Below are 21,861 nucleotides of genomic sequence, written 5' to 3'. Positions count from 1 at the left end.
ATGGTTTCAAGTAGTAAACAAAATCAATCTAAAAATACTATGTCAGAAGAGGTTAATTTAAAGAAAACATTATTTAGCTATGCTAGGCATTGGAAATGGTTTGCTTTAAGTTGTATTTTATGTATTATCGCGGCACTGCTTTATTTAAGATATACGCCAGAACAATATAGTGCATATGCAAAAATAATGTTTGTAGATGACGCTACATCTTCAATCCCTAGTAATGAACTACTTAAGGATTTAAGACGTTATTCTGAAACTGAAGGAAAAAAAACTGAAGACGAAATTGAAGCATTGCGTTCAAGGCACATCTTGGAATCTGTTGTTAGAAAATTATCCTTGAATATTCAATACAGTTCAAAAGGTAGAGTACACGAAACACCGTTATATAAAAAATCGCCTATCAAAATCAATTTCACAGTTTCTGATTCGATTGTAGAACATTCTAAATTTAACTTTTCCATAAATATACTGTCCGAGACCGCTTTTGATTTTGAAGTTGAGAATGAAGCAAAGGAGCTAGTAAGTATTAAATCTGCTTTTGGTAAAAATATTCCAACACCTATGGGTGATATCATTATTTTACCAACTGTAGATAACATGTCTCAATTAGTAGGGCAAACCATTTATGTGAAAATTGTTCCAGTAAAACAATTGGCAGAATTTTATAAAAATGAAATATTAGTCAGTCAAATCGTGGAATTCTCCAAGGTTGTTGATTTATCGCTCAACGATGTTGTTTTAAGTCGTTCAAAAGACATTCTAAATACGCTTATTGAAGAGTATAATAGAATCTCCATTGCAGAGAAAAACCAAATATCATTAAATGCGGCAAACTTTATCAATGAGCGCATCAATTTAATTTCCAAGGATCTATCAAACGTAGATGACAAAATTGAAAATTTTAAAACAGGCAATAGACTTACCGATATAACTTCGGAAGCTTCTTTATATCTAAATACAAGTTCCCAAACAGAAGAGGAAATTTCAAAAGCAAGGAGTCAATTAAACCTTGTTAATTATATGAAGAATTATGTAGACGATGAATCATTATCTTATGAGCCCATCCCGTCAAATGTTGGTTTGTCGGACGAGTCCATAAACAATGTGACGTCGACATACAACGATCTTTTAAGAGAACGTAATGCACTTTTAAAAGGATCTACTAAAGAGAAAAATCCAATTATTGTAAATTTAGATCAACAGTTATCTGGCTTAAAACAAAATTTAATACAGAGTTTGGCTAATTCGTCCCAAACAATTTCTTTCCAAATTAATAGTTTGCAAAATAGGGCGGCATCTATTAATTCTAAGATTTATCAAGTACCTGGTCAAGTAAGGGAATCTAGGGATATAGAGCGTGAACAAGGCATTAAAGAATCTTTGTATCTTTATTTGCTTCAAAAGAGAGAAGAAGCCACCATATCATTAACATCTACGTCACCAAATGCCAGGATTATTGATGAGGCATATAGCACGGGCTTGCCCGTTTCGCCAAAGAAAAATATTGTGTTTTTAGCGGCGATTATAATAGGTCTTTGCATACCGTTTGGCGTCATTTATACTCGTAATTTGTTAGATACTAAAATTCATAATAAAGAAGATTTAGAACGCGAAATAAAAAACATTTCTATTTTGGGTGAAATTCCAAAAATAAAAGATAGTTCTAAAAGCGGTAAAGGCTTATTGATTGAAAAGAATGATAGATCTGTTTTTTCTGAATCCTTTAGAATTATAAGAACGAATTTCGATTATATAAGAAGGGGTAGAAATATAGAAAAGTATGAAAATGTGATGTTTGTAACTTCAACTATTAATGGTGAAGGAAAATCAGTGTTTAGTTTAAACATGGCACTGACTATTGCAAATACTGATAAAAGAGTTTTATTGATTGAAGGTGATATTAGGAACCCACAAATTCATCCAGCCATTAAAAATCAAATGGAAAAAAGTAAAGCTAAAGTTGGGTTAACAGAGTTTTTAGTGGATAAATCGATTTTGGCCGGACAAACAATAGATACGTATACGGTTAATGACATAAAAATAGATATATTACTTTCAGGAAAAGTACCACCAAACCCAGCTGAGTTATTGATGGGTGATAGAGTTCAAGAAGTATTCGATTATGCTTCCAATCATTATGATATGGTAATTGTTGATACAGCCCCTGCGATGTTGGTTACCGATACCTTGTTAATAAGCCACTATGCCGGACACACCATATATGTAACTAGAGCTGATTATACTGAAAAACAAATACTTAATTACGCAAAAGAGTTACATGCAGATAAAAAGCTTAACGGTATGATGTTGGTGGTAAATGATGTGAAGCAATCCAATTTTGGTTATGGTGCTAAGTATGGTTATTATGGAGCTCCCGTTAAAAAAGGGTTTTTCAGCAGAAAAAGCTAAATAACGGTAAAAGTAATATTTGTTTTTCCGATAATCGTTTTAAGTTTACCAATACTGCTTTCGTTTACATGTAATTCTGTTATTTTGTTTATGTGATTTTCATTATGGACATCACTGCCAACAAAATCAATTAATTGCTCATCTAACAAATTGAGAGCTACTTTCTCAACACTTTTGCCATAATGATTACCTAATGACAATAGGTTAAGTTGAAAAAGGCATCCAAGTTTTTTTAATTTTTTATAATACTCAAACTTATTATGATAAAATGAATAACGCTCCGGATGTGCCAAAACAGGAATGTAGCCCTTTGTTTTTAATTTATATAGAATGTCTTCAAGGTTAATGGGAGCTTGAAAATAAGACATTTCTACTAATATATACTTGCCTTTAAGTGGGTATAAACTTTCGGTTTCCAATAAAATGTCAAAGTGGTTATCTAGCATATATTCTGCTGCTGGATTAATGGTGATGTCCTTTAGTATTTTACGTGGCAAGGCCTCCAATAATTTTTGATAAGCATCTCCAATGGTTTCAAAAGTATTGGGATAAAAATCCTGCATGATATGGGGCGTTGGTATAAACTGTTTGATGCCTAAAGCCATTAATTTTTTTATCAAATTTAAAGACTCTTCAGTATTTTTAGCACCATCATCTATGGCGGGCAGTATGTGGTTATGAATATCGACGAATCCTTCTAACAAATCTTTGATAAAATATTTTTTTGAAAAAATACTGAGCATTATAATGAAATTAATTATTGAAGGTTCGCAATTAATATGCACGAATGTCATGCTGTCCCGAGAGCTATCGGGATTGTTTCAGCATCTCCTAAAGATAAACTAACAAATTAATTTTCGAATTAATTATTCAAAATTAATATTACCCAACACAAGCAAAATTATACACTATGAGGAATAGTACTTAAACGAGTCAATAATGATTGATTCATCAACTAAACAATCAATTTTTGGCTTACCTATAGCTTCTAGCAAAACAAAATTTATATTGCCATGGTTGTTTTTTTTATCGTATTTAAGCAACTCAATTATTGGGGAGTAATCACTTTCTTTTATCTCAACTTTTCCATAATAGCCACCAAATAATTGTTTTATATCATTAGTGTTTTCTTCTGGAAAACCAACCAATTGAGTTGATATATAACTCGCCAAAACTATACCTATAGCAATGGCTTCTCCATGTAAAAGAGATGTTTTATGAGGGTTGGTTAAAAAGTAAGACTCTATGGCATGACCCAAGGTATGTCCATAATTCAATGTTTTTCTTAGTCCGTTTTCAAAAGGGTCTTCATCTACAACAACTTTTTTAATTAATACGGATTCGTAAATTAAATCATCTAAATCATCCATTTTTAATTGGGATAAATATCTGAATTTATTCCAATAGTCCTCACTAATAATCAAACCATGTTTTAGCATTTCCGCTAAGCCAGATCTCATTTGATTCTGTGGTAATGTTTTTAAATATGCCGTATCAATGAGCACCATATTCGGATTGCTAATAACCCCAATTTGATTTTTTAAATTACCCAAATCCACACCAGTTTTCCCCCCAACTGAGGCATCAACCATCGATAATAAAGACGTAGGCACATTGATGTAAGCAATACCACGTTTAAATGTAGATGCCACAAAGCCACCTAAATCGGTTACAACGCCACCTCCAACATTTATAAGCAAGCTTTTTCTATCGGCATCTAGCTCAGAAAGTGAGTTCCAAACGCCAACACACGTATCAATGTTTTTGTTGATTTCCCCCTCTTCAATTTCTATAATTTCTATAACTGAATTTGTCTCTAGTTTTTCAAGAAACAGTGGTAAACAATAGGAATGGGTATTGGTGTCAACTAAAATAAATATTTTTGAAAAATTATTATTCTTAATATGCTCATTTAATGATTTATAACATAATTCATTGAAATGAATCATGCAATCATTTGCGGTAATGGATTTCATCTGTAAAAACAATCAGTATTATTAATAATTAATTATGATGTGCAATGAAATAAATTTGTCATCATAGACAGCGAAATTAAGGATTTTTAAAATAAAATGATACTACTAATAATTATCTTTGTACAAATTTCCCAAAATGACTTCTGAAAGAATTTTTGATAATACCGAAATCGCTTTTTCACTTAAAAGCGATACAGAATTAGAGCGCGCTCACTTTTTATTTAAAATGATATCTATTGAACCATTGGTTAGAATAGGAGCAGCTGTCACAAACTTTGCGCTAAAAACCCATTTGCCGATTGAAGGTCTTATTCGCGCAACGGTTTTCGATCATTTTTGTGGCGGTATTAATGAGGAAGATTGCTTGCCTGTTATTGACAGAATGTTTGAAAAAGGCGTGAGCTCTGTGCTGGATTATTCTGTTGAAGGCAAAGAAAATGAAGCAGAATTCGATTTGGCTATGCAAACTATTTTAAAAATAATTGATTTTGCAAATGAAATAAACGCCATTCCAATAGCTGTTTTTAAACCTACAGGACTGGGGCGATTAGATCTGTATGAAAAAAAGAGTAGAGGCGAAGTACTTACTAAAAAGGACCAAGATGAATGGAGTGATATTGTAGCTAGATACGATACTATTTGTAAAAAAGCCAAACAATGTGACATTGCTGTTCTAATTGATGCAGAAGAAAGTTGGATGCAAGATGCAGCAGATTTGTTGGTTACAGATATGATGCAAAAATATAATACAGAGAAGCCCATCGTTTTTAACACCTTGCAAATGTACAGGCATGATAGATTGGACTTTTTGAAAAATCAGCATGCGTTGGCAAAATCCAAAGGGTTTTACTTAGGTTATAAATTAGTCCGTGGTGCTTATATGGAAAAAGAAAACGAGAGAGCCATCGATAACCAGTATAAATCACCTATTTGTACCAGCAAATCTGAAACCGATAAAAATTTTAATGACGGTGTGGAATATATCATAAAAAACATAGATACCATATCGCTTTTTGCAGGAACACATAACGAAGAAAGCTCTTATTTTTTAATGTCATTAATGAAAGACCATTCTTTAGAAAATAATGACGGACGGGTATGGTTCGGACAATTATATGGTATGAGTGATAACATAAGCTATAATCTGGCCAATAGAGGTTACAACGTTGCAAAATATATGCCTTTTGGTCCCGTAAAAGATGTTATGCCATATTTGATAAGAAGGGCTGAAGAAAACACCTCTGTTGCAGGACAAACAGGTAGGGAATTAAATTTGATAAGCAAAGAGAAACAACGTAGAAAACTAAATATAACTGGCTAAAATTTCTTTGATTTCTGAAACACTATTATTGGGTGTAATTTGATTTAGTGATGCTATATCAATAGTCTTGTTTCTGCTATTTCCTTTTTTTAAAATTATAAAAATATCCTTATCGTTTGTGGGTGTTAAAATTTCATTTTCTGAAACAACCGCTTCATGGAGTTTTTCTCCAACTTTTAATTTCGTGATTTTAATTTTGGTTTTATAGTTATATATTTTAGCAAGAGCTTTGGCTACATCAATAATTTTTATAGGTTCTCCCATATTAAAAGTAAAATGGTTGCCTTCCAATTTTGGCATCGTAGCCATTTTTAATATTAGGCTACAAGCTTTATTTTTATCAATAAAGTATCTGGTAGCTTTTTTGTTGGTTATTGTTATTGGTTTGCCAGATTCTATTTGTTTTATAAATAAAGGAACAACAGAACCATTGGAGCCAAAAACATTGCCAAACCTGGCTATCAAAAAAATAGTGTCATCACTTGAATTTAAAGCGTCTAAATACATTTCGGCTATAAATTTAGTCCGACCCATAACACTTATTGGATTAACGGCTTTATCTGTAGAAATGAATATAAACTTTTTGATTTTATGCTTAATGGCTAAATCGGCTAATAATTTTGTTGCAAAAACATTCAATTTTACTGCTTCATAAGGGTTATCTTCCATTAAGGAAACATGTTTGTAAGCTGCGGCATGAAAAATGAGTGTTGGTTGGTATGCCTTAAAAAGCCATTCCATAGATTCTTTATCTCTAACATCTAGGATTGAAAACCCTATGTTTTTATGATTCTGAAGTTCTAATTCTTTAATTAAATAATACAAGGAAGATTCAGCATTGTCAATTAATATCAATTGTTTAAATGAACAGTGCAATAGACGATTTACAATACCACTTCCAATAGAACCTGCAGCCCCTGTAATAAAAATGGTCTCTTCAGAAAAATCATAACTAACAAAAGGCTCATTGTTCATTTTCTTAAAAGAGAGCAAGCCAGAATCATTTAACAATTGATGGATACGATTAGAAGTCTTTTCAATCATGTTATGGGTTGGCTCGTTGAAGGGTGGTTTTTAATTAAAAATAGTGATAATATACGTCTATTCCAAATAGATTTACAGATTGAGCTACTGTGTTTATTTAGTCCAAACTTTTGCTATGGTGATTATGATAAGCTTTAAGTCATATAACAAACTTTGCTTTTTAATATACTCCTTATTATATTTTAACTTATCGGGAATAATGGTGTTAATAAAAAAACTTTCGGGATCGTCTGCAGCTTCTAAAAGTTCTACCTCATTTCGGTATTTTAATGATGCAAGGCTTGTTATACCTGGCCTAATAGAAAAAATAATATGATCATCTTCGTTATAAAAATTCACATAATACCTCAATTCTGGTCTTGGACCTACAAAACTCATGTCACCAATTAAAATATTAATTAATTGAGGGAATTCATCAATTTTATAGCGTCGTAAAAAATAACCGATTCTTGTAATTCTAGAATCATGATTTCCTAAAGTAAGCAAACCTTTGGTTTGGGAAGCCACATACATGGTTCTAAATTTATAGATATTGAAATCTTTATTGTTTATTCCAACACGCTCTTGAATAAAAAGAACAGGGCCTTTGGAATCAATTTTGATTAAAATAGCAATTAATAATAGAACAGGGGAAAGGATTATTAAACCAATTAGTGAAAAAACAACATCAAAACTGCGTTTTATCATTCTTCTTTAATGGATAAATTTAATAGTGTAGCAATACTATCACAGTTTTCAACGGACAAAATAATGTCTTTTTCATTAAAATCACCTTCAATGCTATAAATAGCACAGGGTTTATGTCTTGTATCACTTTTAGAAAAATTGATATCCCCTTTTTTAAGAACATGGTTTATCATGGACGTATCCATTTGATGTTCATTCATAATCAATTGAATAGCTTCACTATAAATTAATTTTTTTGATTTTATATTTTTAAGAACGCGTGCATCAGGACCATAGCTACATGATACTTTTTTTCCATTTAAAAAGAATGCTAAAATGATTAATCCTATAGAAAATCCGCCAAGATAATATCCAATGCGCTGTAATAATGTCATGTAATGTGTTTAAAATGGCAATAAGTGTTTAAAATACTAGCAGATTAATGTCGCTATATTTTAAATCGAACCACTCGCCAACAGATTTACTGGTTAAAATACCGTGGTAAAAATACAACCCATTTTTTAAACCTTTATCAAATCGCAGAGAATTTTCTATACCGCCATCTTCCGCTATTTTCAATAGATAGGGCGTAAAAATATTACTGATGGATATGGAGGCCGTTCGCGAATAACGCGCAGGAATATTGGGGACACAATAATGAATAACACCATGTTTTATAAAGGTAGGGTTCTTATGTGTAGTCACTTCGCTTGTTTCAAAACATCCACCCATATCAATGCTCACATCAATGATTATGGATCTTTTTTTCATGGATTGCACAAGGTCTTCAGATACGATAATGGGAGATCTATTATTACCTCTCACCGCACCTATAACCACATCGCAACGCTTTAATGCTTTAGCTAAATTTTTTGGTTGAATGGTCGATGTGTAAAGCGGTCGACCCAAATGTGTTTGTATTCTTCGTAATTTGGTGATGGAATTATCAAATATTTTCACATTAGCCCCTAATCCTATGGCACTTCTAGCGGCATATTCACCAACGGTTCCAGCGCCTAATATAACAACTTCAACAGGCGGAACTCCACTAATATTACCGAACATTAAGCCATTCCCTTCAATGTCGTTTGATAACAATTGGGCAGCAATTAAGATAGATGCTGTTCCAGCAATTTCACTTAATGATCTTACGGCTGGAAGCGAGCCGTCCCCATCACGAATAAATTCAAAAGCCAAAGCAGTAATCCGCTTGGATGCCAATGCTTCAAAGTATTTTTTAGTTTGCGTTTTAATCTGTAAAGCAGATATTAATAAGGCTTGCGGATTTAAAAGTTTAATTTGTTCCTGACTTGGTGGCTCTACCTTAAGCACCATGGGACATGCAAATACTTTGGCGGTATCTTTAGTTATTTCCGCACCAGCTTCACTGTACTCCCTATCTGAAAAGCTAGCACCATCGCCAGCACCAGATTCCATTAATACCTTATGCCCATTACTTATAAGTGCAAAAACAGCATCAGGTGTTAAACAAACCCTCTTTTCTTGAAAAGCAGTCTCTTTTGGAATCCCTATATATAGTTCTCCTTTACGTTTTAATATTTCAAGTTTTTCCTCTTGAGGCAACAATTGCTGTTTGGTAAAAGGAGATGGTAAATCCGACATTTTTTTAATTTTAAGGAAAATGAAATTACGAATATTTTTTTTGTTAAATCAACTCAAATAAAGAAATATTTCAACAAAATAATATTATAAGAAATAGTTTCATTATGATGTGCCATTACTACATCACTTTTTAAATAAAATGTTATAAGTTTGTAATTATAAACCTATTTATGCACTTAAAATCAATTGTTTATTTGTTTTTTATTTTTTCTGTCTCTTTGGTTGCTCAAGACCTAACTTTAAGTGGAAAAGTAGTAGATGTAAATAACATTCCCATTGCTTACACAAATGTTGTTTTATTAGTCAATGAAGATGCTACGTTATTAAATGGTACTACAACAGACGATGCTGGTTTTTTTAAAATAGACCTAAAAAGCGGAAATTATCAACTCAAGGTCACGTATTTGGGTTATAAAACATATACTAAAAATATTAATTTAATTACAAATACAAATCTTGATACGATTATATTAGAAGAAGATACCGAAGAACTAGATGGTGTTTTGGTAGTAGTAAAACGACCTACAGTAAAACGTTTGGTTGATAGATTGGTGTTTGATGTTGAAAACTCTACGCTTTCAAATAATAATGTGCTGGATGTTTTAAAGTTTACGCCAGGGGTTTTTGTTAATGATGGAAAGATTACTGTAAAAAACAGCGAACCTATTATATATATAAATGATAGAAGAATACATTTATCATCAAACGAGGTTCAACAACTGTTAGAAGGGACTTCTGCGGCTAATATAAAATCCATTGAAGTTATTACAAATCCACCCGCTAAATATGAGGCTGAAGGGGGGTCTGTTATCAATATAGTAACAAGCAAAAATATTATTTCTGGCTATAATGGGAGTGTTTTTGGAAATTACAAACAAGGATTTGAGTACCCTAAGTACGCTCTTGGAACAAGTCATTTTTTTAAAACCGAAAAATTAAATACCTACATCAATTATAATGTAAGTCCCAGAAAGGATTTTAGACATAATGATGAATTTGTCAATTTTTTCGATTCAAATAACATAAATACGTCAAGTTGGGAAACGGATTATGATAGGATAAATGAATCCTCTGACCATAATTTGAATGCGAATATTGATTATGATTTCAATGAGTTTAACAGTTTAGGTTTTTCAACAAATATTCTCATTTCACCTCGAGAAAATACAAAAATCAATGCCAACTCACTTACCGATGTGTTTGGTCCTAATAAAGTATTGGATTCATTATTTGTAACAGACAAGACATCGGTAAGTGAGGTACTTAATTTGGCATTTACATTAGATTATGTCCATAAATTTAAACGAGAAGGCGAAAAGATTTCCTTAAGTGCCCATCACACCAATTATGATTATTCCGATTTCCAGAATGTGAATACGGGGTACTTCTTTCCAAATATGGAATCATCATTTAGAGATAATAGGTTTCAAACATTTTCCAGTCAATATATAAAATTATACACAGGACAGATGGATTATGAATTGCCAATAGATGATTCAGCTCATTTAGAAGCGGGAGCCAAATTATCAAGCATAGATTCTGAAAGTATTTTAAGCCAGTTCAATTTTGAAAATGGCGAAAGTGTGGAAGATTTACAGAATTCCGATACGTTTTTATATGATGAGATAAACTATGCGGCTTATGTTTCCTATTCAAAAGATTGGGAACATTGGAGTTTGCAAACCGGTCTAAGGGCAGAATACACCGATATATCTGGATACTCACTGTTAAATAATGAATTGAATGAAAGTGATTATATAAAAATGTTTCCATCCATTTATATTTTAAATCATCTCAATGATCATAGCAGTATTTATTTCAATTATAAAAAACGTATTTACAGGCCACGTTATAATGAATTAAATCCGTTTAGATATTATTTTAATGACAACACATACAGCACAGGAAACCCCAATTTAAAACCTCAAATTGATGATATAATTACCCTAGGTTATACATTTAATGAAAATTACACATTTGAGTTTTACTACCGTTATGAGGATAGTCGTACCTTGGAAATAGTATATCAGGACAATCAAGAAAATGTTATAAAATATGTCAACACAAACATAGATCACAGTATCTCATTTGGGCTTGATTTTATTACTTATACAAAAATAGTTCCACGGTGGTATTTATATGCATTAACGTCCGTTTTTTATGACGACAACATGTTTTTTGCGCTTGAGAGCAACAATGAATTGGTTTCAAACGAAAGATGGTCATCATATGTCCAAATAAATAATTATTTTAGTTTTTTAAAGGATGAAAGCCTCACTTTAGATGTGTCATACAATTACATTTCCCCCCTTGCAGAAGGTGCTAGGATTATTAGTGAACGTTCAGGGCTTAACTTAAACCTAAAAAAAACCTTATGGGACAATAAGGCATCTCTAAATATAGGTGTTGAAGATGTTTTTAACATGCAAAATTATTTCACTAGTACAAAATATTTAAATCAGGATGTACGATTTAATTCTAAAATGGAAAACAGATTGTTTGTGTTTGGGTTTAATTATAAGTTTGGCAACACAAGATTAAAAAGCAATCAACGACAGATTGATTTAGAGGAGTTGGAAAGGCTTAATAAAGAATCTGATTTTTAAAAGTACTGTTTTATTTTATCCCAAAAGTTTTTTGGAGACACTTTAAACTCATCCTCCAACTCTTCCAAAGATTTATTCACAGTATTAATTTCATTGAATATTTTAGCTCTTATTAAATAAATTGAAGGGATTACAATAGCCATAACTGGTACCATATACATTATTTGAAACTCATCCAATCTGTTTTGGTCTTCATAAAACAAACTAAATATTTGGTACATATACATAAAAATAGGTACTAATAAAGCATGATACCACCAATGCCTGTTTGTAAAGAACCAAATAAATAATAATAAAAGAGGAACGGCTTTTCCTGTTAATATCCACATTGCTGTATTGGCATTTTCAAAATACCCACTATGGTAGGTAAATAAAAAAGTGTTCCAAACTTTTTCACTTGGAACACTTTCATGCAGTACAAATAAGTATGGTGTTATAGCTAATATAGTTGCTATAACGCTACCTATTACCAAAGTTTTTTTATTTGTTTGTAGGTACTTTGATTGAGGACCTTTCAACTTTTGCTCCATCTTGGCTAGCATTTACTGCTTGAGCTGTAAACAATATGCCTCCGAAGATTGCGATTGCGATTAAATACTTTTTTGTTTTCATTTGTTTAAGGGATTAATTAATTAATTACCTCAAATGTAAATAAAGACTACCGCGCTGTTTTTGTTAAAATGTTAAAATTATGTTAAAAACATTGATTTTTAAAATTTCAGCTGTGGGTTTTCCGTAAAATCACAAAATCCGAAGAGATTATAGTTGCTTATATGTTACCGCTCTGCATATTTATTAGGTTAAATTCGTTTTTATTTTTCAGTTTTAATGTTCTTGAATTATCTGGATTTAATACTAAATCAATTCTATCATAGGGAGTTTCGACAATATTTTCTATTTTTTCTGGCCATTCAATGATGGACCAATTATCAGAAAACAAATAATCTTCAATTCCGACATTATAAAGTTCCTCAACATCCTTAATTCTATATAAGTCGAAATGGTAAATTAATGTGTTATTAGCTTCATATTCATTGACTATTGAAAATGTAGGGCTGCTTACGTCATCATGACTACCAAGTAATTTAACAATCGCTTTTATCAAGGTGGTTTTACCAACGCCCATATCACCATAAACCAATAACGTCTTAGTTGTTACATTGGCTATGAGTTGCTTAGCTACTTCATTAATATTTTCAATGTTATAAATTATTTCCAATGCTATATAATTTGGATACAATATTATAAATAAAATTTTAATAAAACTAACAAAATATGTATTTTATCGATGTTTTTTGCGTTACATGGATTATTTTGGACTAAACACGACAAATGGTATGATCATTTCTTCAAGTGAGATACCACCATGCTGGTAGGTGTTTCTATAATAACTTACATAATGGTTGTAATTATTTTGATAGGCTAAAAACATGTCGTTTTTAGCAAAAATAAAGGAGCTACTCATGGTAATTGAAGGTAAATGGATGCTTTTTGGGTCTTTTGCCACAAGCACATCTTTTGATTCATAACTCAAGCTTCTACCGGTTTTATATCTAAGATTTAAGCTGGTATCCCTATCTCCAATAACTTTTGATGGGTTTTTAACATTAATGGTTCCATGATCGGTGGTAAGTATAAGTTTAAACCCTAACAAATGTGCTTGATGAATCATCTCTAATAATGGTGAATTTTTAAACCAACTTAGGGTTAAAGAGCGATAGGCTTTATCGTTAGCTGCCAATTCTTTCACAACGTCCATTTCTGTTTTTGAATGTGAAAGCATATCAACAAAATTATAGACAATAACAGTTAAATTATTATTCTTTAAAGATTTGAAATTTTCCAATAATTTTTTTCCAGATTTCAAATTAGTGATTTTATGATACTCATGGGTTAAATGATTTAAACCAAGACGTTTCATTTGAGTCTCTAAAAATTCGGCTTCAAATAGGTTTTTACCTCCTTCATCCGTATCATTTTTCCAATATTTGGGAAACAATTTTTCCATATCACTCGGCATCAAACCTGAAAAAATAGCATTTCTGGCATATTGGGTAGCCGTGGGTAAAATGCTAAAAAAAGCATCTTCTTTTTCTTTTTTATAATAGTTATTGATGATGGGTTCAAAAACTTTCCATTGGTCATATCGCAAATTATCGACCACAACTAAAAGCGTTGGTTGTTTTTTACTGAGCTCTGGAACGACTTTTTCTTTAAAAAGTGTATGCGACATTACTGGTGCATCAGCTCTTCCTTCAAACCATTTAAAATAATTCTTCTCTATATATTTTCCAAATTGTGTGTTTGCTTCAGTTTTTTGGGATTCTAAAATTTCAGCCATACCAATGTCTTCAATATCTTCAAGCTGAATTTCCCAATAAATCAGTTTTTGGTACAAAACAACCCACTCTTCATAGGTGTTTACCATAGACAATTCCATAGCTATTTTTCTGAATTCCTGTTGGTAGTTAGAGGTAGTTTTCTCGGAAACCAATCTAGAATTATCCAAATTCTTTTTTAAACTTAATAGAATCTGATTAGGGTTTACGGGTTTTATAAGATAATCGGCTATTTTGTTCCCAATAGCTTCTTCCATAATATACTCTTCTTCACTCTTGGTAATCATAACAACAGGTAGGTTGTCTCGTCGTTCTTTAATTTCATTTAAAGTTTCAAGACCTGTCAACCCTGGCATGTTTTCATCTAAAAAAACAATATCGAAATTTGTATCTTCTAGAATATCAATGGCCTCGGTACCACTTTTACAAGTGGTTACTTTATAATTTTTTTTCTCAAGAAATAAAATGTGTGGTTTTAACAAATCAATTTCATCATCAACCCAAAGTATATTTATGTTATTCATGTATATTTGTTTATATAATTAATTAAAAATTAAAGCTTGCCGACTAATAACAAACTCAAAATATTAAACGACCCAATTTACGGATTTATTACCATTCCAAATTCTCTAATTTTTGATTTAATACAACACAAGTATTTTCAACGCCTAAGACGAATTACCCAAATGGGAATGTCTTATTTGGTATATCCCGGCGCTCACCATACGCGTTTCCATCATGCCATTGGGTGCGTGCATTTAATGCAACAGGTTGTTAATATACTTCGCTTTAAAGGAGTTAGCATCTCAAAAGAAGAAGAAGATGCACTTTATATAGCTATTTTGCTACATGATATTGGCCACGGTCCTTTTTCGCATGCTATGGAACATAGTATTGTAAATAATGTATCACACGAGCAGATTTCCCTATTATTTATGGAGAAATTGAATGCTGAATTTAACTCAAGTTTAACGCTGGCTATCCAAATTTTTAAAGGTGAGTACCCAAGATCCTTTATGTGTGAGCTTATTTCTGGACAATTAGATATGGATAGGGCAGATTATTTAAAACGAGATAGCTTTTATACAGGTGTTGCAGAAGGTAATATAAATAGCGAGCGGTTAATTACCATGCTTAATGTAGTTGATGATAAATTGGTTATTGAAGAAAAAGGGATTTATAGTGTAGAGAAATTTATTAATGCCAGACGTTTTATGTATTGGCAAGTATATCTTCATAAAACGGGAATAGTTGCGGAGCAATTGCTAATTAGAGCATTACAACGTGCCAAAGAACTGAATAAAGTTGAAAAACTTAAAGCAAGTAGAGCATTGCAATATTTTTTGGATAATGAGGTTTCTTTTGAAAATTTTAATAAAGAGACATTGGACATATTTTCTGGATTAGATGATTACGATGTTATTTCGGCATTAAAGGAATGGCAACATCACCCTGATTTTGTATTAAGTCACTTATCAGACATGATAATCAATAGAAATTTGTTAAAAATTAAACTTAAGAATAAAAAAATAAAGGAAGAAGATTTAAAAACCCACCTTCTATACTTAATAAATACCTATAAAATATCACAAACCGAAGCTGAATATTTTGTGTTTGCTGGCGAAATTTCCAATCAAGCTTATCAACTCAATCATCACAAAATTAATATATTACACAAATCAGGAAAAATAGAAGACATAGTAAAGGTATCCGATCAATTAAATGTGAAAGCGTTGGCAAAACCTATTACAAAATATTATATATGTTATCCTAAAGAAAAACTTTAGTACATTTTTCCTATTTTTGCGAGATTCATTATAACTAAAAAAAATAAAGATTAAACTTGTGAAATTTACAGCACAACAAATAGCGGGGATTTTAGAAGGTGAAGTAGTAGGGAACCCAGATGTTGAAGTTTCTAAATTATCAAAAATAGAAGAAGGCGAAGAGGGCTCTCTTACCTTTCTCTCCAATCCAAAATATAAGCACTATATATATTCTACCAACGCTTCAATAACTATAGTAAATAGAACGTTTACTCCAGAAATCGGGATTAAAACGACACTAATAAAAGTTGATGATGCTTACATGGCCTTTTCAAAGGTGTTAGAATATTATAATTCAGTAAAACTAAATAAAAATGGGGTGGAACAGCCTTCATTTTTATCAACCTCTTCAACCCATGGAGAGAATATATATGTTGGTGCATTTTCATATATTGGCGAAAATGTTTCTTTAGGAGATAATGTTAAAATATTTCCAAACACCTATATAGGGGATAATGTTGCTATCGGAAATAATACCATTATTTTTTCTGGAGCAAAAATTTATTCCGATACGGTTATTGGGAATCATTGTGTTATAAATTCTGGTGTTATTATTGGTGCTGATGGTTTCGGATTTGCGCCAAATGATGATGGAAGCTACAGTAAAATTCCACAAATAGGTAATGTGATTATTGAAGATTATGTTGATATTGGAGCCACCACAACCATAGATAGGGCAACTTTAGGTTCTACGATTATAAGACAAGGCGTTAAGTTAGACAATCAAATTCATATAGCACATAATGTGGAAATTGGCAAAAATACTGTTATAGCCGCTCAAACAGGAGTAGCAGGTTCTGCTAAAATTGGAGAAAACTGCCAAATTGGCGGTCAAGTTGGTATTGTTGGTCATGTTACTATTGGAAACAATGTGAAAATCCAAGCACAATCGGGCATTGGTAAAAACATAAAAGACAATGAGATTATACAAGGAAGCCCAGCGTTTTCTCTTAGCGATTATAATAAATCTTATGTGCATTTTAAAAATTTACCTCAGATTGTTAAAAATATTGATGATTTAGAAAAAAAAATACATGGGAATAGTTAATACAGAAATAAAACAGAAAACAATATCCAAAGAAATATCCTTAACAGGTGTAGGTTTACATACTGGTAAGAATGTGACCTTGACATTCAAACCTGCTGCAGCAAATTTCGGACTGGTTTTTAAACGAATTGATTTAGAAGGCGCCCCAGTGATTGAAGCAGATGCAACTTATGTTACAAATACCCAACGTGGCACTTGTTTGGAAAAAAATGGGGTAACCATTCAAACTTCAGAGCATGTACTAGCCGCTTTGGTGGGTTTAGATATTGATAATGTTATTATTGAATTAAATGCTTCTGAACCTCCAATTATGGATGGATCGTCTAAGTTTTTTGTAGAAGCTATTGAAAAAGCAGGTATTGTAGAACAAGATGATTTCAGGGAAGAATATGTAGTTACCGAAGTAGTTTCTTATACAGACGAAGACACTGGAAGTGAAATTCTAGTGATGCCTGCAAAGGAATACCAAATTACTACTATGGTAGATTTTGGAACAAAAGTATTAGGAACACAAAATGCCACATTAAATCAAATTTCTGATTTTAAAAATGATATTTCTGATTCCAGAACCTTTAGCTTTTTACATGAAATCGAAATGTTGCTGCAAAATGGTTTAATAAAAGGAGGCGATTTAAACAATGCCATTGTTTATGTAGACAAACCTTTATCTCCAGAAACCATGGAAAGACTTAAAGTAGCTTTTAAAAAAGATTCTATAGCTGTTAAGCCTAATGGTATTTTAGATAATCTCACATTACATTATCCGAATGAGGCTGCTCGGCATAAATTGCTTGATGTTTTAGGGGATTTAGCACTTGTAGGCACTAGAATTAGAGGTAAAGTTATTGCAAACAAACCAGGGCATTTTGTCAATACACAGTTTGCAAAAAAACTTTCAAAAATTATTAAGAACGAGAAACGTAACAATGTACCAAACATAGATTTGAATCAGCCTCCATTAATGGATGTTATTCAGATTATGGCGATGTTGCCACACAGACAACCATTTTTGCTGATAGACAAAGTTTTTGAGCTGACTGATAATCACGTGATAGCCCAAAAAAATGTGACCATGAATGAATCGTTTTTCGCTGGTCACTTTCCAGGAGCTCCAGTAATGCCGGGCGTTTTAATTGTTGAAGCCATGGCTCAGACGGGGGGTATTTTAGTATTAAACACTGTGCCAGATCCAGAAAATTATTTAACGTTTTTCATGAAAATGGATAATGTTAAGTTTAAACAAAAAGTGGTTCCAGGTGATGTTTTAATATTTAAATGCAGTTTAATCACGCCCATACGCCGTGGTATTTGCCATATGCAAGGGTACGCTTATGCCAATGGTAAATTATGTGCTGAAGCTGAACTTATGGCACAAATTTCTAAAGTGAAATAATTATTATATGTTTGCTAACATTTCACACTTAAATTAAATAAAAAATAAGAAATGAATCAACCTCTAGCATATGTGCACCCAGGTGCAAAAATTGCAAAAAATGTTGTTATAGAACCTTTTACAACCATTCATAATAATGTAAAGATAGAAGAAGGTACTTGGATTGGAAGTAATGTAACCATTATGGAAGGCGCTAGAATCGGAAAAAATTGTAATATTTTCCCAGGTGCTATCATTTCGGCCATTCCTCAGGATTTAAAATATAATGATGAAGATACAACCGTTGAAATAGGCGACAATGTTACCATTCGTGAATGTGTCACCATCAACAGAGGTACTTCCGATAGAATGAAAACCGTTATTGGCGATAATTGTTTGATTATGGCGTATTGCCATATTGCTCATGATTGTATTGTTGGAAACAATTGCATTTTTTCAAATAACACCACATTGGCTGGACATATCACCATAGGAGATTATGTTGTGTTAGCAGGTATGGTTGCCGTACATCAATTCTGTTCGATTGGTAATCATGCTTTTGTAACTGGCGGATCTTTGGTTAGAAAAGATGTGCCTCCTTACGTAAAAGCAGCTCGTGAACCATTATCCTATGTTGGTATCAACTCCGTTGGGTTGAGAAGACGTGGCTATACTACAGAAAAAATAAGGGAAATTCAAAATATTTATAGAATTCTCTATCAAAAACATTATAACAATACACAAGCTTCAGAAATTATTGAAGCCGAAATGGAGGCAACGCCAGAGCGTGATGAAATTCTTCAATTCATCAAAAATTCGCATCGTGGTATTATGAAAGGATATTTTAAATCAAATTAAAAAGTTAAACCGTTTTGTTGTGGAGTTGTTTTTTCGTTCCCAACTTAAAAACAAGTGATTAAACAATAAACGACTTAACAACATACAACTTAACAACAAAACAATAAAATGGCAACTACTAGTGATATTAGAAACGGATTATGCATCCGCTACAACAATGATATATATAAAATAATTGAGTTTTTACACGTAAAGCCAGGTAAAGGTCCAGCGTTTGTAAGAACAAAAATGAGAAGTGTTACGAATGGGAAGGTCTTGGATAATACCTTTTCTGCAGGACATAAATTGGAAGATGTTCGTGTGGAAACGCATAAATTTCAATTTTTATATAATGATGGTGAATATTATCATTTTATGAATACAGAAGATTTTAGTCAAATTCAACTAAGTGAATCTGCGCTTGATAATCCTCAACTTATGAAAGAAGGTGAAGTGGTAACCGTCATTATTAATACGGAAGATAATATACCACTTTCTGTTGAAATGCCTGCCAGCGTTATTTTAGAAGTCACTGCTACCGAACCAGGTGTTAAAGGTAACACGGCTACAAACGCCACGAAACCAGCAACTGTTGAAACGGGGGCTATTATAAATGTGCCTTTATTTATCAATGAAGGTGATAAAATAAAGATTGAGACCGAAAAAGGAACTTATAAAGAACGTGTAAAAGAGTAAAAGTTTATTCGTTGATTTGTTTATTTGTTTAAACAGTTCAACGATTAAACGATTAAACATTATAAATGAAGTTTCCAAAACCACATACCCTAAAACAAATAGCACAATTAATTGATTGTGAATTTATTGGCAATGAAGATTTTTCTGTTTTTGGCATGAACGAAATCCATGTTGTTGAAGCTGGGGATATTGTATTTGTAGATCATCCTAAATACTATGACAAAGCTTTAAATTCAAAAGCAACCATTATTTTAATAAATAAACAGGTGGAATGTCCTGAAGGAAAAGCACTTTTGGTTAGTGATGACCCTTTTAGGGATTTTAATAAACTCACCAATCACTTTAAGCCTTTTCAATCGGCCAATAGATCTATTTCAGAATCTGCTATCATTGGAAAAAACACCGTGATTCAACCAAATTGTTTTATAGGTCATCATATAACTATTGGCGACAATTGTATCATTCATTCAAACGTAAGTATTTATGATGGTGCCATCATTGGAAATAACGTAACCATTCATGCGAATACGGTTTTAGGTGCTAATGCTTTTTATTATAAAAAAAGACCGGAGGGATTTGATAGGTTATTATCTGGAGGAAGGGTTGTCATCGAAAATAACGTCGATATTGGTGCTTCTTGTACCATTGATAGAGGTGTTACTGGAGATACCATCATTGGAGAAGGATCTAAATTAGATAATTTAATACAAATAGGTCACGATACCGTTATTGGAAAAAAATGTTTGATTGCATCTCAAGTGGGCATAGCGGGGTGCGTTATTGTTGAAGATGAGGTTACCATTTGGGGTCAAGTTGGCTGTACTAGTGGTATAACTATCGGAAAAAAAGCGGTTGTACATGCGCAGTCTGGCATCAGCAAATCATTGGAAGGAAACAAAACGTATTGGGGAACGCCGGCACAAGAAGCGCGAACAGAATTAAAAGAAATGGCATCAATCAAACAGATCCCGGACATTTTAAATCAAATAAAAAAAAATAACAAAAATTAAACAGAAAACTAACCACAATAAAGTATTTTTGCACTGCTTTATTTAAAAAAAAACAATATAAAATGAGTGTTTTAGTAAACAAAGATTCAAAAATAATAGTTCAAGGATTTACAGGTAGTGAAGGAACATTCCATGCGAGTCAAATGATCGAGTATGGAACCAATGTGGTGGGTGGTGTCACCCCTGGTAAAGGTGGTCAAACACATTTAGACAGACCTGTTTTTGATACAGTTTTAGAAGCTGTTGAAAAAGCTGGAGCAGATACCACTATTATTTTTGTTCCACCAGCCTTTGCTGCAGATGCCATTATGGAAGCTGCCGATGCTGGGATTAAAGTGATTATTACTATTACAGAAGGTATTCCTGTAGCGGATATGATTACAGCTGCAGAATACATAAAAGGCAAAGATTGTCGTTTGATAGGTCCTAACTGCCCAGGTGTTATCACGCCAGGTGAAGCTAAAGTTGGTATCATGCCAGGTTTCGTATTCAAAAAAGGGAATGTAGGTATTGTTTCTAAATCAGGAACATTAACATATGAAGCGGCAGACCAAGTAGTAAAACAAGGTCTTGGAATCACCACAGCCATTGGTATTGGTGGTGATCCCATTATTGGAACGACCACAAAACAAGCTGTTGAGTTATTGATTAACGACCCAGAAACCAAGGCTGTAGTGATGATTGGGGAAATTGGAGGTCAGTTAGAAGCCGATGCTGCATTTTGGTATAAAGCTAGTGGTAGTAAAAAACCAATCGTTGGCTTTATAGCTGGTGAAACAGCTCCTGCTGGACGTACCATGGGACATGCTGGTGCTATTGTTGGCGGTAGTGATGATACGGCGCAAGCTAAAAAGAAAATTATGAGAGAATGTGGTATTCACGTTGTTGATTCTCCTGCTGAAATAGGCAAAAAAGTAGCTGAAGTTCTAGCTTAATAGAACATGACTAGTCCTAAAAAATCGATACAGGTTATTAGAAAAAAATAGATTAATTAAACAGCATCAAAAACGTTTTTGATGCTTTATTTAGTTTTATAGGTTTTCATTTTAAGTTTGTTTTGCTGGTGCATTAGATTTGGAGTCAGC

General features: G+C 32.5%; 19 protein-coding genes. 10 read left to right on the top strand and 9 right to left on the bottom strand.

What is annotated here, in order from left to right; all coding sequences use genetic code 11:
* The gene (locus CSW08_RS14710; RefSeq protein WP_106660635.1) at positions 1–2,412 is read left to right on the top strand and encodes a GumC family protein; all 2,412 of its coding nucleotides are present in this window, start codon (positions 1–3) and stop codon (positions 2,410–2,412) included.
* Here CSW08_RS14710 and CSW08_RS14705 read toward each other — a convergent pair.
* Together CSW08_RS14705 and aroB are read right to left on the bottom strand one after the other, a co-directional pair.
* Positions 2,409–3,155 carry a tyrosine-protein phosphatase gene (locus CSW08_RS14705; protein WP_106660634.1) on the bottom strand — a complete coding sequence of 249 codons (747 nt, stop codon included), beginning with the start codon at positions 3,153–3,155 and terminating at the stop codon, positions 2,409–2,411. The two genes, CSW08_RS14710 and CSW08_RS14705, sit on opposite strands and share 4 nt — an antisense overlap.
* A 165-nt stretch (positions 3,156–3,320) precedes the next feature.
* A complete protein-coding gene (aroB, locus tag CSW08_RS14700; protein WP_106660633.1) occupies positions 3,321–4,388 on the bottom strand; it encodes a 3-dehydroquinate synthase in 1,068 nt (355 codons plus the stop codon).
* A 136-nt stretch (positions 4,389–4,524) separates the two neighbouring features.
* On the opposite strand from aroB, the gene CSW08_RS14695 reads away from it, so the two are divergent.
* Complete coding sequence (locus tag CSW08_RS14695; protein ID WP_106660632.1) at positions 4,525–5,709, top strand: proline dehydrogenase family protein; 1,185 nt, start codon at positions 4,525–4,527, stop codon at positions 5,707–5,709.
* On the opposite strand, the gene CSW08_RS14690 is transcribed toward CSW08_RS14695, so the two are convergent.
* From CSW08_RS14690 to CSW08_RS14675, 4 genes are all read right to left on the bottom strand, one after another.
* Complete coding sequence (locus tag CSW08_RS14690) at positions 5,692–6,753, bottom strand: polysaccharide biosynthesis protein (RefSeq protein WP_106660631.1); 1,062 nt, start codon at positions 6,751–6,753, stop codon at positions 5,692–5,694. The two genes, CSW08_RS14695 and CSW08_RS14690, sit on opposite strands and share 18 nt — an antisense overlap.
* Before the next feature lie 93 nt (positions 6,754–6,846).
* Positions 6,847–7,440 carry a sugar transferase gene (locus tag CSW08_RS14685; RefSeq protein ID WP_106660630.1) on the bottom strand — a complete coding sequence of 198 codons (594 nt, stop codon included), beginning with the start codon at positions 7,438–7,440 and terminating at the stop codon, positions 6,847–6,849.
* Complete coding sequence (locus CSW08_RS14680; RefSeq protein ID WP_106660629.1) at positions 7,437–7,814, bottom strand: DUF4258 domain-containing protein; 378 nt, start codon at positions 7,812–7,814, stop codon at positions 7,437–7,439. Before CSW08_RS14680 ends, CSW08_RS14685 begins: the two co-directional genes overlap by 4 nt.
* Positions 7,815–7,842: 28 nt before the next feature.
* Positions 7,843–9,042: an alanine dehydrogenase gene (locus CSW08_RS14675; RefSeq protein ID WP_106660628.1), complete on the bottom strand. Its 1,200-nt coding sequence runs from the start codon at positions 9,040–9,042 to the stop codon at positions 7,843–7,845.
* A gap of 170 nt (positions 9,043–9,212) precedes the next feature.
* On the opposite strand from CSW08_RS14675, the gene CSW08_RS14670 reads away from it, so the two are divergent.
* Positions 9,213–11,648, top strand: a complete 2,436-nt coding sequence (locus tag CSW08_RS14670) for an outer membrane beta-barrel family protein (RefSeq protein WP_106660627.1) — start codon at positions 9,213–9,215, stop codon at positions 11,646–11,648.
* Here CSW08_RS14670 and CSW08_RS14665 read toward each other — a convergent pair.
* The 3 genes from CSW08_RS14665 to porX all read right to left on the bottom strand — a co-directional run bounded on the left by CSW08_RS14665 (position 11,645) and on the right by porX (position 14,511).
* Positions 11,645–12,178 carry a hypothetical protein gene (locus CSW08_RS14665; protein WP_106660626.1) on the bottom strand — a complete coding sequence of 178 codons (534 nt, stop codon included), beginning with the start codon at positions 12,176–12,178 and terminating at the stop codon, positions 11,645–11,647. The two genes, CSW08_RS14670 and CSW08_RS14665, sit on opposite strands and share 4 nt — an antisense overlap.
* Positions 12,179–12,417: 239 nt before the next feature.
* The gene (gene tsaE / locus CSW08_RS14660; protein ID WP_106660731.1) at positions 12,418–12,867 is read right to left on the bottom strand and encodes a tRNA (adenosine(37)-N6)-threonylcarbamoyltransferase complex ATPase subunit type 1 TsaE; all 450 of its coding nucleotides are present in this window, start codon (positions 12,865–12,867) and stop codon (positions 12,418–12,420) included.
* 90 nt (positions 12,868–12,957) lie between these two features.
* Positions 12,958–14,511 carry a T9SS response regulator signal transducer PorX gene (porX, locus tag CSW08_RS14655; protein ID WP_106660625.1) on the bottom strand — a complete coding sequence of 518 codons (1,554 nt, stop codon included), beginning with the start codon at positions 14,509–14,511 and terminating at the stop codon, positions 12,958–12,960.
* A 36-nt stretch (positions 14,512–14,547) separates the two neighbouring features.
* On the opposite strand from porX, the gene CSW08_RS14650 reads away from it, so the two are divergent.
* The 7 genes from CSW08_RS14650 (at position 14,548) to sucD (ending at position 21,711) form a co-directional block, all read left to right on the top strand.
* Positions 14,548–15,774 (top strand): HD domain-containing protein, encoded by a 1,227-nt coding sequence (locus tag CSW08_RS14650; protein ID WP_106660624.1) that lies wholly within the window; start codon positions 14,548–14,550, stop codon positions 15,772–15,774.
* Between the two features lie 58 nt (positions 15,775–15,832).
* The gene (lpxD, locus tag CSW08_RS14645; RefSeq protein ID WP_106660623.1) at positions 15,833–16,861 is read left to right on the top strand and encodes a UDP-3-O-(3-hydroxymyristoyl)glucosamine N-acyltransferase; all 1,029 of its coding nucleotides are present in this window, start codon (positions 15,833–15,835) and stop codon (positions 16,859–16,861) included.
* Entirely contained in the window at positions 16,848–18,254 is a 1,407-nt protein-coding gene (locus tag CSW08_RS14640) for a bifunctional UDP-3-O-[3-hydroxymyristoyl] N-acetylglucosamine deacetylase/3-hydroxyacyl-ACP dehydratase (protein WP_106660622.1), read from the top strand. The genes lpxD and CSW08_RS14640 overlap by 14 nt, the downstream gene beginning before the upstream one ends.
* A gap of 51 nt (positions 18,255–18,305) precedes the next feature.
* Entirely contained in the window at positions 18,306–19,091 is a 786-nt protein-coding gene (lpxA, locus tag CSW08_RS14635; RefSeq protein ID WP_106660621.1) for an acyl-ACP--UDP-N-acetylglucosamine O-acyltransferase, read from the top strand.
* 108 nt (positions 19,092–19,199) lie between these two features.
* A complete protein-coding gene (gene efp, locus CSW08_RS14630; protein WP_106660620.1) occupies positions 19,200–19,766 on the top strand; it encodes an elongation factor P in 567 nt (188 codons plus the stop codon).
* A 65-nt stretch (positions 19,767–19,831) separates the two neighbouring features.
* On the top strand, positions 19,832–20,776 hold the full coding sequence (locus CSW08_RS14625; protein ID WP_106660619.1) for a UDP-3-O-(3-hydroxymyristoyl)glucosamine N-acyltransferase: 945 nt from the start codon (positions 19,832–19,834) through the stop codon (positions 20,774–20,776).
* Between the two features lie 62 nt (positions 20,777–20,838).
* Positions 20,839–21,711, top strand: coding sequence for a succinate--CoA ligase subunit alpha (gene sucD, locus CSW08_RS14620; protein ID WP_106660618.1), 873 nt, complete (start codon positions 20,839–20,841; stop codon positions 21,709–21,711).
* Positions 21,712–21,861: the final 150 nt, after the last annotated feature.

Source organism: Confluentibacter flavum (assembly GCF_002843175.1).
Lineage (GTDB): Bacteria > Bacteroidota > Bacteroidia > Flavobacteriales > Flavobacteriaceae > Confluentibacter > Confluentibacter flavum.
This window is presented reverse-complemented; position numbering and strand designations above follow the sequence as displayed.

Coding starts and splice junctions, on each gene's coding strand:
- CSW08_RS14680 (WP_106660629.1), bottom strand. CDS start 7,814: ATGACATTATTACAGCGCATTGGATATTATCTTGGCGGATTTTCTATA.
- CSW08_RS14685 (WP_106660630.1), bottom strand. CDS start 7,440: ATGATAAAACGCAGTTTTGATGTTGTTTTTTCACTAATTGGTTTAATA.
- lpxA (WP_106660621.1), top strand. CDS start 18,306: ATGAATCAACCTCTAGCATATGTGCACCCAGGTGCAAAAATTGCAAAA.
- sucD (WP_106660618.1), top strand. CDS start 20,839: ATGAGTGTTTTAGTAAACAAAGATTCAAAAATAATAGTTCAAGGATTT.
- CSW08_RS14640 (WP_106660622.1), top strand. CDS start 16,848: ATGGGAATAGTTAATACAGAAATAAAACAGAAAACAATATCCAAAGAA.
- efp (WP_106660620.1), top strand. CDS start 19,200: ATGGCAACTACTAGTGATATTAGAAACGGATTATGCATCCGCTACAAC.
- CSW08_RS14675 (WP_106660628.1), bottom strand. CDS start 9,042: ATGTCGGATTTACCATCTCCTTTTACCAAACAGCAATTGTTGCCTCAA.
- CSW08_RS14705 (WP_106660634.1), bottom strand. CDS start 3,155: ATGCTCAGTATTTTTTCAAAAAAATATTTTATCAAAGATTTGTTAGAA.
- CSW08_RS14710 (WP_106660635.1), top strand. CDS start 1: ATGGTTTCAAGTAGTAAACAAAATCAATCTAAAAATACTATGTCAGAA.
- CSW08_RS14690 (WP_106660631.1), bottom strand. CDS start 6,753: ATGATTGAAAAGACTTCTAATCGTATCCATCAATTGTTAAATGATTCT.
- CSW08_RS14665 (WP_106660626.1), bottom strand. CDS start 12,178: ATGGAGCAAAAGTTGAAAGGTCCTCAATCAAAGTACCTACAAACAAAT.
- porX (WP_106660625.1), bottom strand. CDS start 14,511: ATGAATAACATAAATATACTTTGGGTTGATGATGAAATTGATTTGTTA.
- aroB (WP_106660633.1), bottom strand. CDS start 4,388: ATGAAATCCATTACCGCAAATGATTGCATGATTCATTTCAATGAATTA.
- CSW08_RS14670 (WP_106660627.1), top strand. CDS start 9,213: ATGCACTTAAAATCAATTGTTTATTTGTTTTTTATTTTTTCTGTCTCT.
- CSW08_RS14625 (WP_106660619.1), top strand. CDS start 19,832: ATGAAGTTTCCAAAACCACATACCCTAAAACAAATAGCACAATTAATT.
- CSW08_RS14695 (WP_106660632.1), top strand. CDS start 4,525: ATGACTTCTGAAAGAATTTTTGATAATACCGAAATCGCTTTTTCACTT.